This window comes from Lentzea sp. CA-135723, assembly GCF_050936595.1.
In the GTDB taxonomy this organism is placed as follows: domain Bacteria; phylum Actinomycetota; class Actinomycetes; order Mycobacteriales; family Pseudonocardiaceae; genus Lentzea.
Window position 1 is genome coordinate 7,196,212 of the sequence record NZ_JBNJMK010000001.1, and the last position, 9,890, is coordinate 7,206,101.

The 9,890-nt window shown below is 68.9% G+C and carries 13 protein-coding genes; 8 read left to right on the plus strand and 5 right to left on the minus strand.

Features of this window, described 5'->3' with window-relative positions; all coding sequences use genetic code 11:
• The first annotated feature begins 7 nt into the window (after positions 1 to 7).
• Positions 8 to 445, plus strand: a complete 438-nt coding sequence (locus tag ACQEU1_RS33745; protein WP_433210419.1) for an N-acetyltransferase family protein — start codon at positions 8 to 10, stop codon at positions 443 to 445.
• On the opposite strand, the gene ACQEU1_RS33750 is transcribed toward ACQEU1_RS33745, so the two are convergent.
• Positions 442 to 666 carry a hypothetical protein gene (locus tag ACQEU1_RS33750; RefSeq protein WP_093593770.1) on the minus strand — a complete coding sequence of 75 codons (225 nt, stop codon included), beginning with the start codon at positions 664 to 666 and terminating at the stop codon, positions 442 to 444. The two genes, ACQEU1_RS33745 and ACQEU1_RS33750, sit on opposite strands and share 4 nt — an antisense overlap.
• Positions 667 to 747: 81 nt before the next feature.
• The gene (locus ACQEU1_RS33755) at positions 748 to 870 is read right to left on the minus strand and encodes a hypothetical protein (RefSeq protein WP_433210421.1); all 123 of its coding nucleotides are present in this window, start codon (positions 868 to 870) and stop codon (positions 748 to 750) included.
• Between the two features lie 60 nt (positions 871 to 930).
• On the opposite strand from ACQEU1_RS33755, the gene ACQEU1_RS33760 reads away from it, so the two are divergent.
• The gene (locus ACQEU1_RS33760) at positions 931 to 1,614 is read left to right on the plus strand and encodes a 3-keto-5-aminohexanoate cleavage protein (protein WP_433210423.1); all 684 of its coding nucleotides are present in this window, start codon (positions 931 to 933) and stop codon (positions 1,612 to 1,614) included.
• A 10-nt stretch (positions 1,615 to 1,624) separates the two neighbouring features.
• Here the strand turns inward: ACQEU1_RS33760 and ACQEU1_RS33765 are convergent, their stop codons facing one another.
• From ACQEU1_RS33765 to ACQEU1_RS33775, 3 genes are read right to left on the minus strand one after another with little or no spacing between them, the layout of a single operon-like run.
• Positions 1,625 to 1,972 carry a hypothetical protein gene (locus ACQEU1_RS33765; RefSeq protein WP_433210425.1) on the minus strand — a complete coding sequence of 116 codons (348 nt, stop codon included), beginning with the start codon at positions 1,970 to 1,972 and terminating at the stop codon, positions 1,625 to 1,627.
• An 11-nt stretch (positions 1,973 to 1,983) separates the two neighbouring features.
• Positions 1,984 to 2,115, minus strand: a complete 132-nt coding sequence (locus ACQEU1_RS33770; RefSeq protein WP_433210427.1) for a hypothetical protein — start codon at positions 2,113 to 2,115, stop codon at positions 1,984 to 1,986.
• 29 nt (positions 2,116 to 2,144) lie between these two features.
• Positions 2,145 to 2,798: an ACT domain-containing protein gene (locus ACQEU1_RS33775; protein WP_433211939.1), complete on the minus strand. Its 654-nt coding sequence runs from the start codon at positions 2,796 to 2,798 to the stop codon at positions 2,145 to 2,147.
• Positions 2,799 to 3,028: 230 nt separating this feature from the next.
• On the opposite strand from ACQEU1_RS33775, the gene gatC reads away from it, so the two are divergent.
• From gatC to ACQEU1_RS33805, 6 genes are all read left to right on the plus strand, one after another.
• Positions 3,029 to 3,328: an Asp-tRNA(Asn)/Glu-tRNA(Gln) amidotransferase subunit GatC gene (gatC, locus tag ACQEU1_RS33780; protein WP_189154510.1), complete on the plus strand. Its 300-nt coding sequence runs from the start codon at positions 3,029 to 3,031 to the stop codon at positions 3,326 to 3,328.
• Complete coding sequence (gatA, locus tag ACQEU1_RS33785; RefSeq protein ID WP_433210430.1) at positions 3,325 to 4,809, plus strand: Asp-tRNA(Asn)/Glu-tRNA(Gln) amidotransferase subunit GatA; 1,485 nt, start codon at positions 3,325 to 3,327, stop codon at positions 4,807 to 4,809. Before gatC ends, gatA begins: the two co-directional genes overlap by 4 nt.
• The gene (locus ACQEU1_RS33790) at positions 4,806 to 5,003 is read left to right on the plus strand and encodes a hypothetical protein (protein ID WP_245786613.1); all 198 of its coding nucleotides are present in this window, start codon (positions 4,806 to 4,808) and stop codon (positions 5,001 to 5,003) included. Before gatA ends, ACQEU1_RS33790 begins: the two co-directional genes overlap by 4 nt.
• Positions 5,000 to 6,502, plus strand: coding sequence for an Asp-tRNA(Asn)/Glu-tRNA(Gln) amidotransferase subunit GatB (gatB, locus tag ACQEU1_RS33795; protein WP_433210432.1), 1,503 nt, complete (start codon positions 5,000 to 5,002; stop codon positions 6,500 to 6,502). Before ACQEU1_RS33790 ends, gatB begins: the two co-directional genes overlap by 4 nt.
• A 348-nt stretch (positions 6,503 to 6,850) precedes the next feature.
• Positions 6,851 to 7,084, plus strand: a complete 234-nt coding sequence (locus ACQEU1_RS33800; protein ID WP_433210434.1) for a hypothetical protein — start codon at positions 6,851 to 6,853, stop codon at positions 7,082 to 7,084.
• A 99-nt stretch (positions 7,085 to 7,183) separates the two neighbouring features.
• Positions 7,184 to 9,742 (plus strand): CHAT domain-containing protein, encoded by a 2,559-nt coding sequence (locus ACQEU1_RS33805; RefSeq protein ID WP_433210436.1) that lies wholly within the window; start codon positions 7,184 to 7,186, stop codon positions 9,740 to 9,742.
• Positions 9,743 to 9,890 lie beyond the last annotated feature (148 nt).

The following is a 9,890-nucleotide window of genomic DNA, read 5'->3' on the forward strand; positions in this document are numbered from 1 at the left end:
GATCAACATGATCGCGATCGGCCCACTACAACCCGAGGACCGGCCGGCGTGGCAAGAGCTCTTCGAGGGCTACAACACCTTCTACGAACGAACCCTGCCTGCGGAAACCTATGACAAGAAGTGGCAGGCGTTCCAAGAGGACGAAAGCATCCACGCCCTATGCGCCCGCGACGACACCGGCACGGTGGTCGGCATCGTGCACTTCCTGCAGCACCCCAGCACCACCACCGACGACGTCTGCTACCTGCAGGACCTCTTCACCGCCCCCGAGGCGCGCGGCCGGGGCGTCGGCAGCGCGCTCATCGGGGCAGTGGCGGCCTGGGCGGAACAACGAGGCTGCTGCCGCGTCTACTGGCACACCAACGAGCGGAACGAGACCGCCAGAAGGCTCTACGACCAGCTGGCGCACCGCACGCCGTTCATCACCTACCGCCAGGACCTCTAACGGGCCGTGGCCTCCAGGTCCAGCAACGTCACGGCGGCGCGGAAGTACTTGTTGGTGCCCAGATCCCGCACCGTCTTGATGTTGAACGCGGCCTTGAGCTTCTCGGCATCGCCAGGGCTGACGCCCTGCAGCGCGTCCACCGGGGCGTCCAGGATCTCGGTGAGCGGCAGGTTCTCGTACGCCTTGTCGAGGAGCATGTCGAGGTTCACGGTGATGGCCATGATCTTCAAACCTCCAGCAGAAGTGGGGCGATCACGGCAGATTCTGGGGTCAGCCGGCGAATCCCGCAGAACTTGCCGCCGTCAGCGCTTCCGCTTGACCGCCACCACGATCACCGCGGCGATCGCGACCAGCCCGGCCACGCCGAGCGCCAGGTCGCCCATCGCCAGCGCGTCGTCCTGAGCCATCACCAGGGCCAGTCGCATGCGTTCAACGTAACCCTTGGAGCAACCCCGCGCCGAGGATTGTGTGGGACCGTATGAGGTGTGCTGCAAGCCTGTCTGAACGGCTCCCGCACAGCCGAGGAGCACCCGGCCCTGCCGCTCACCCCGGAGCGGCTGGCCGAGGACGCGGCCGACGTGGCCGCGTTGGGCGTCACGTCCGTGCACATCCACCCGAGAGACGTCATCGGCCTGCCGACCCTCGTGGGACCAGAGGTGGCCACCACGATCGCGACCGTCCGCGCCGCCGTGCCGGGCATCGAGATCAGCGTGTCCACCGACGTCCCCGGCAACCGCGGCACGCTGATCGCCAGCTGGGCGCCGCTCGCGACGGGCCGGCCGGACATCGCCGCCGTGCACCTCGACGACCCGGACTGGCGCGACCTCGTCCAGGCCCTGCACCAGGTCAACGTCAAGGTCGAGCTCGTCGTGACCACGCCGGCCCGGCTCGCCGACCTGCCGCCGGGCGTCAGCCGCGTCACCGTCACGGCGACGCGCGACACGGCCGAATCCCTGCTGGCCCTGGTGGAGCCGCTGGGCCTGCCGATCCTGCTGCACGGCAGGGACGACGAGGCGTGGCAGGTGCTCGACTACGCCGCACTGCTCGAACACCACGTGCGCATGGGGCTGGAAGACACGCTGCGGCTGCCAGACGGTCGCCGGGCCCGCAACAACGCCGAACTCGTCGCGCTCGCCAGGAAACGGCAACGGACCCGCGCCCCGAGCTGAGCCGAGCGCGTCAGCCGGCCGGGCGGTGTTCCAGCGGGCCGTTGTACGGATCACCCAGGACGTGGAGGCTCGCCGCGGTCACGGCGGCCTGGAACCGCACGGAGCGCACCTCGTACCCGCCCGGCATCGGACTGATCCGCAGGCTGTTCACCTCCGCGGGGAGGTCGGCGGCTCGCACGCCGCCGAAGACGACTTCTCGCACCGGCTCCTCCGACGAGCGGTAGCGCACCGTCTCACCGTTCTCCGCGAGGGTGAACCGCCACGGCAGGAACACGTCGGCCCAGCCCTCCGCCATCGCGACCAGCTCCAGGACGAGGCTTCGCACGTGCTCGGTCTCCCCGGCGAGGTCGTCGCGCAACGGCCCCAGGATCACCCGGCCACAGCGGGGTCCGCAGTGTGCTCGGCGATCCGCTCCAGCACCCAGGAGTAGACGCCGTGCGAGGCGTTCCAGATCTTGCTGTACCAGGTTCCGGCGCGGTCCACGAAGAAGTCACGGGACATCGATGTCGCTCCCCAGGTGGAGTGCCGGGCTAGTCGGGCAGGACCACCGCGACGATGCCCGCGAGGTGCGCCAGTCTGGCCACCTCGGCCGCGCGGAACATCGGGCCGCCAGGACGGCCCACCACGAGCACCCTGTCCGGCTTGCCGAGCGGCGTGGCGGCGAGTTCGGTGCCCAGCTCGCGCCAGGTCTCCGGCACCCACTCCTCCTCGCCGTCGAGCACGGTCGCGCGCTCCAGCGGGAACCACGGCACGTCGGCCATGCGGGTCTCCGGGGCCGCGGACGACGCGGTCAGGCGGTTGATGCCGGTGCCCTCGGGGCCGACGACGACGGCCCAGCCCGCGCGGATGATCTTCGGGACGCCCTCGGTGAAGACCCCCAGGCCCTTGTGCGGCGCGTCGGCGACCTCCTCGACGAGCTCGAGCTCGCGGTGGGTGTCGAGGATGCCCGCGTACGGGCGGACGGCGTCGACCTCCACGCCGTCGACGGACTCGGCCGCGGTGATCAGCGTGTCGGGCAGGCGGCCGGAGGGGAGCTCCACCACGAGGTCGTCGATGGCGAGGCCGGAACCGCGTTCCACGACGTCCACGCTGAGTATGTCGGCCCCGATCTCGCCCAAAGCCGTTGCGACCGCGCCGAGGGTGCCGGGACGGTCCGGGAGCTGGACCCGGATCAGGAACGACAAGGTGAACGCCTCCATAGCTCGTGCGCGAGACCCCGCGTCTCGCGCCGTTGCCGGTCGGTGATTCTCGCAGACGCATCGTCAACGCATGACCTGCTGTCCGCGTTGCGAACCGGTTAAGTTGACGTGCCGCTCAACAGTAGAGGCGGTAACCCGTTCGAAGGCGCGCCTGACCAGCCCATAGACTCACGGGGTTCCCGATTCGAATCCCGACCCTACGGGGGTTGACAGGAGTGCCCAGCATCTCCCGCGACGAGGTCGCGCACCTGGCGAAGCTCGCCAGGCTGGCTGTGTCCGAGGACGAGCTCGACTTGTTCGCCGGCCAGCTCGACGTGATCCTCCAGTCGGTGGCTTCCGTTGGCGACATCGCCACGGCCGACATCCCGCCGACGTCGCACGCCGTTCCGCTGACCAACGTCTTCCGCGAGGACGTGGTCCGTCCGAGCCTCGGTCAGCAGCAGGCGCTCTCCGGCGCTCCTGAGGCCGAGGACGGCCGGTTCCGCGTGCCCCGCATCCTGGGTGAGGAAGCATGACCAACGACCTGATCCACGCCACCGCGGCCGAGCTCGCCGCGAAGATCCACAGCGGTGAGGTCTCGTCCGTCGAGGTCACGCAGGCCCACCTGGACCGCATCGCCGAGACCGACGGGAAGGTCCACGCCTTCCTGCACGTCGACACCGAGGGCGCGCTCGCGCAGGCCCGCCGCGTCGACGAGGCCGTCAAGGCAGGCGAGCAGGTGTCGCCGCTCGCCGGTGTGCCGTTGGCGCTCAAGGACGTCATGACGACCGAGGGCGTGCCCACGACGGTCGGTTCCAAGATCCTCGAAGGCTGGCTGCCGCCGTACGACGCGACGGTGACGCGCAAGCTCAAGGAAGCCGGCGTCGTCATCCTCGGCAAGACGAACATGGACGAGTTCGCCATGGGTTCGTCCACCGAGAACTCGGCGTACGGCCCCACGCACAACCCGTGGGACCTCGACCGGATCCCCGGTGGCTCCGGCGGTGGCTCGTCCGCCGCGCTCGCCGCGTTGCAGGCCCCGCTCGCGATCGGCACCGACACCGGTGGCTCGATCCGCCAGCCCGGCGCGGTCACCGGCACCGTCGGCGTGAAGCCGACCTACGGCGGTGTGTCGCGTTACGGCCTCGTTGCGTTCTCGTCGTCGTTGGACCAGGCCGGTCCGTGTGCGCGCACGGTGCTCGACGCCGCGTTGCTGCACGAGGTCATCGCGGGCTACGACCACATGGACTCCACGTCCATCGACGCGCCCGTGCCGCCGGTCGTCGCCGCTGCCCGCGAGGGTCTGTCCGGCGACCTGTCCGGCCTGCGCATCGGTGTCGTCACGCAGTTCAGCGGTGAGGGCTACCAGCAGGGCGTGGCGCGCAGCTTCGAGGCCGCCGTGTCGCAGCTCAAGGAGCTCGGCGCGGAGATCGCGGACGTGTCGTGCCCGAGCTTCGACTACGCGTTGCCCGCGTACTACCTCATCGCGCCGAGCGAGTGCTCGTCGAACCTCGCCCGGTTCGACGCCATGCGCTACGGCCTGCGCGTCGGCGACGACGGCACGCGCAGCACCGAGGAGGTCATGTCGCTGACCCGCGAGGCCGGTTTCGGCCCGGAGGTCAAGCGCCGCATCATGATCGGCACGTACGCGCTGTCGTCCGGCTACTACGACGCGTACTACGGCTCGGCCCAGAAGGTCCGCACGCTCATCACGCAGGACTTCGCGAAGGCGTTCGAGACCTTCGACGTGCTCATCTCCCCGACCACGCCGACCACGGCGTTCAAGATCGGCGAGCGCGCGAACGACCCGATGGCCATGTACAAGGCCGACCTCTGCACCATCCCCGCGAACCTCGCGGGCACCCCGGCCATGAGCGTGCCGAGCGGTCTGTCCGATGAGGACGGAATGCCGGTCGGTCTGCAGATCATGGCCCCCGCCCTGCAGGACCACCGCATGTACCGCGTCGCCGCGGCCTACGAGGCGGCGCGTGGCGCGTTTGGAGGACCGTCGCTGTGAACATCAAGAAGGCACGCGGAATCCTCGGCCTCGCCGGCGCCGTCGCGGGTGCCGCGGGAGCGTTCTCCGGCTTCCGCAACGCCCGTGCGAAGAACGACAAGCTGGCACTGGCGAACGCGATCGCCAGCATCGCGGTGGCGCTCACCGGCGCGGCGCTGGCCGTTCGTGCTCTGCGGAAGGACGACTTGGCATGACCTCCCTGGTTGAGCTGATGGACTACGACGAGGTCGTCGAGAAGTACGACCCCGTCCTGGGCCTGGAAGTGCACGTCGAGCTGCACACCAACACGAAGATGTTCTGCGGCTGTGCCAACGAGTTCGGCGGCGAGCCGAACACGCACACCTGCCCGACGTGCCTCGGCCTGCCGGGCGCGCTGCCGGTGGTGAACGCCAAGGCCATCGAGTCCGCGATCCGCATCGGCCTCGCGCTGAACTGCGAGATCGCCGAGTGGTGCCGGTTCGCGCGGAAGAACTACTTCTACCCGGACATGCCGAAGAACTTCCAGACGTCGCAGTACGACGAGCCGATCGCGTTCAACGGCTGGCTCGACGTGACGCTGGACGACGGCGAGGTCATCCGCGTCGAGATCGAGCGCGCGCACATGGAGGAGGACACCGGCAAGTCGCTGCACGTCGGCGGCGCCACCGGCCGGATCCACGGCGCCGAGCACTCGCTGCTCGACTACAACCGCGCCGGCGTGCCGCTGATCGAGATCGTCACGAAGATGATCCCGGGCACTCGCGAACGTGCGCCCGAGGTGGCCCGTGCGTACGTCACGGCGCTGCGCGACCTGCTGAAGGCTCTCGACGTGTCCGACGTCCGCATGGACCAGGGCTCGCTGCGCTGTGACGCCAACGTGTCCCTGTCGCCGAAGACCACCGGCGCCCTGGGCACCCGCACCGAGACGAAGAACGTCAACTCGCTGCGCAGCGTCGAACGCGCCGTCCGCTTCGAGATGACGCGCCAGGCCGCCGTGCTCGAGTCGGGCGGACTCGTGACCCAGGAGACGCGTCACTTCGACGAGTCCTCCGGCAGCACGTCCGCGGGCCGCAAGAAGGAGACGGCGGAGGACTACCGCTACTTCCCGGAGCCCGACCTGGTCCCGATCGCGCCGTCGCGCGAGTGGGTCGAGGAGCTGCGCCTCACGCTGCCCGAGCTCCCCTGGGAACGCCGCGCGCGCATCCAGAAGGACTGGAACCTCACCGACGAGGTCCTCCGCGACCTCGTCAACGCGGGCGCCCTGGACCTCATCGAGGCGACGGTCGTCGCCGGCGCCAAGCCGGACGAGGCCCGCTCCTGGTGGGTGTCGTACCTCGCGCAGCAGGCCAACACCCGAGGCGTCGAGCTCTCGGCGCTGGCGATCACGCCGGCCGAGGTCGCACGGGTCATCGAACTGGTGAACTCCGGCGCCCTGACCAACAAGCTCGCCCGCGAGGCCGTGAACGGCGTCCTCGAAGGCGAAGGCTCGCCGGACGACGTCGTGGAGAAGCGCGGCCTCAAGGTCGTCTCGGACGACTCCGCCCTGGAGAAGGCCGTGGACGAGGCCCTCGCCGCCCAGCCGGACGTCGCGCAGAAGATCCGCGACGGCAAGGTGCAGGCGGCCGGCGCCATCGTGGGCGCGGTCATGAAGGCCACCAAGGGCCAGGCGGACGCGGCACGCGTGCGCGAGATCGTCATCGCCCGCTGCTCCTAAAGATCGCAGAACGCCGAAAGGGGCGTACCGGGGAATCTCCCGGTACGCCCCTTTCGTCATCTCCGGAACCTTCGAGCCAGGTTCGCCACCCGCGGGAATGGCAGTCGGGGAAGGGGTTCGTGCACGCGGGCCGCACCCAGATACACATTGGCCATAAAAATCACAAAGGGTCACCTGTTAGTGCAGGTGAGCGTTGGTGATCTTAGGCTGTACGAGTGGACGTTAGCTAAATGAGACGTATGTGTGTAGCCGTGTGTGCGAGTCTCTCCCTGCAACTCATCTGGGGGGATGAGAAGTAATAGTCCAAACGAGGGGGGAAACCTCATGAGTGGCCAGCACGAAGGTTTGTTGTCAAACATCGTCGACAAGTTCAAGGACATCCTGGACGGCGACAACGACGACGACCGCAAGGACAAGACGCCTCAGCCGGAAGACCCGCCGCTGACCCCGCAGTGCTGCGGCATGCCGCCCGGGCACCCGCTGATCGGCGACCCGAAGCTGCTGACCGAGGGCCCGGTCGAGCACGACAAGGACTGCCCGAACCACCCGGACAACGTGTCGAAGCAGGAAGTCCTCAGCTAAGTCACGCTGTGCGCTGTCCTTCGGCCGGCCGCAGCGCCTGGTTGGAGGACAGCGCCATTCGGGGGCATGTGGTGTGATGATCACATGCCCGCTCGTGCCTTGAACACAGCGCGCGAGTTGTACCTGAAGGGATCGGCGGAGCAGGGCCAGTACCGGGTCCCGTCCGCGATTCGGCTCCTCAAACGTGCGCTCGTGCACGCCGATCGTGCACCCGACAGTCCCCAACGGACTGAGCTGCGGGTGCGGATCCTCTACAACCTCGGCCGATGTGTCGGCGAGGCCAGCGGCATGGACGCCGCAGTCGAGCTCTTCGACGAGGCACGGCGCGATGTCTCCCGCATCACCGACCCGTGGATGTCGGCGCAGCTGTCGGGCAGCATCGACTACAGCCAGGGCGTTCTGATCATGCGCCGCGGGCAGCCGGAGAAGGCGGTCGCCTGGTACGGCCCGTTCATCGACTACGCCGAAGCCCTGATGCGCGACGAGCCGGATCGAACCGACACCGAACTCGCGCAACGGCTCGCTTCTTCCTTGATCGCCAGGGCTTTCGCGAACGCCGCGATCCGTCGCACCGATCAGGCGGTGGTCGATCTCGAGCGCACGCTCGAGCTCTCGCGCGAGCACGGTCTCGACGACCTGTACCCGTATGCGATCTACGCGCTGGCCAACACCTACAAGCAGAGCGGTGATCTGGCCGAGGCCTTGCGCCGCTATGAGGAGGCGGAGCGCCTCTTCCGCGCGAAGGAGTCGTACTCGCTGCTTTCGGGCGTGCAGCTGGACCAGGCCGAGGCGCTCATCATGATCGGGCTCTTCGACGAGGCCGGCGTGCACCTCGACGAGGCGTTGCCCGTGATGCGCAGGGAGAAGCTCAAGCAGGGCGTCGCCGAGGTCGAGATGTTCCGCGCGTCGGCGGCACTGCTGGACGAGCAGTTCGACCTCGCCCGCCGGATGGCAAAGGCCTCGATGCGCAAGCTGGAGAAGCGCGGCAGCACCTGGTGGATGATGGCCGCCCTGATCGAACTGTGGGCGCACGCCATGCAGGCCAAGCGCGTGACGAACGCGTTGGTGCAGAAGGCTCTCACCGTCTCCGGCCACCTGGAGGCGAATCACCTCCTCGACGAGGCACGGCTGGCGAAGCTGCTCGCGGCCCGGCTGGAGATCCGCCGGCGACGGCTCGGTGCGGGAGAGGAACTGCTGCGGCAGCTGCCGGGTCCGCGTGCGGTCACCCCGATCGACCACCGCATGCAGCGCAGGCTCGTGCTCGCGGAACTCGGTCTGGCCAAGGGCAATCGCCGCGCGGCCCTGCTGCACGCCCGCAAGGGCCTGGAGGAGCTGGGACAGGTCCGCGACCAGCTCGGCGGGCTCGAACTGGTGTCGGCCACCGCGGTGCACGGGCGTGAGCTGGGGGAGCTGGCCATCCGCCTGGCACTGGAGAACAACGACGCCAAGCAGTTGTTCGTCTGGCTGGAACGCACCCGTGCGCAGACCTACCGGTACGAACCGCTGGAGAGCGTGGAGAACGCCGAACTGGCCGAGCGGATCATCGAGGTGCGCGGGCTGGGGCGCGACCTGATGCGCGCGGGCCTCGACGGCAGGCCGACCGCGGAGTTGCGCGGGAAGTTGTCGAAGGCGCAGCGCGAGGCGAACAGGCTGGGCTGGAACGCCCAGCGCTGGGGCCGCCCGCGACCGATGGCGGGGGTCGCCGAGATCGTGGCCGGGCTGGGTGACCGTGCGATGGTCAGCTTCGTCGCCGCGGCCGGGGAGATGGTGGCCCTGGTGATCGCGGGTGGCCAGGTGCGCATGGTGCGGCTGGGTGACGCCACCGAGGTGCTGGAGAGCGCGCGCAAGCTCCACTTCGACCTCAACGCGCTCGCGCCTGATCACCTGCCGCCGCCGTTGGTGCAGGTCATCGGTGCGTCCGCGCGCAAGCAGGCGGATGTGCTCGACTCGTTGCTGATCAAGCCGCTCAGGGGTTTCATCGGCGAGCGTGAGTTGGTCGTGGTGCCCACCGGGTCGTTGTACGCGGTGCCTTGGGGTGTGATCCCGAGCTTGCACGGACGGCCGGTGGTGACGGCTCCCAGTGCGACCGCGTGGTTGGCGGCTGCTCAGTCGGACAAGCCGAAGACCGACAAGGTGTTGTTGGTGCGCGGGCCCAGTTTGCAGTTCGCGGACGGGGAGCTGGATCGGCTGGCGGCTCACCATCGGCGGGCCACGGTGTTGTCCGGGGAGGATGCGACCGCGGCTGAGGTGTTGGCGCACCTGGATGGCGCTGATCTTGTGCACGTTGCGGCTCATGGGGAGCACGAGAACGAGAACGCGTTGTTCTCGCGGCTCGAGTTGGATGACGGGCCGTTGTTCGCGCACGAGTTGGGGCGGTTGAAGACGCCGCCCGCGCACGTGGTGCTGGCTGCCTGTTCGTTGGCGTTGAACCGGATTCGGCCTGGTGACGAGGCGCTCGGGTTTGCCGGGGCCATGTTGGCCGGGGGGACTCGCACGGTGGTGGCCGCGGCCAGCAAGGTCGGGGACGAGGCCAGTGCGGCCGCGATGGCGGACTACCACCGGGCGTTGGTGGCGGGGGCGGCGCCCGCGGTGGCGTTGGCCGAGGCGATGGCCAAGGATCCGTTCCGGCGGCCGTTTCTCTGCCTGGGGTCTGGCTAGGCCGTTCGGGTGATGTAGAGCGTTCGGTGAAATGAACGCGCTGGTCAGTGGTGGGAAGAATGCCAGGTGCGAAGTGCGGTTGGTGAACTTTTCTCGACCGGGCAGGGTGTCTGTGCCACTCTCGGGAGCGACCGAGGGGATGCAACGG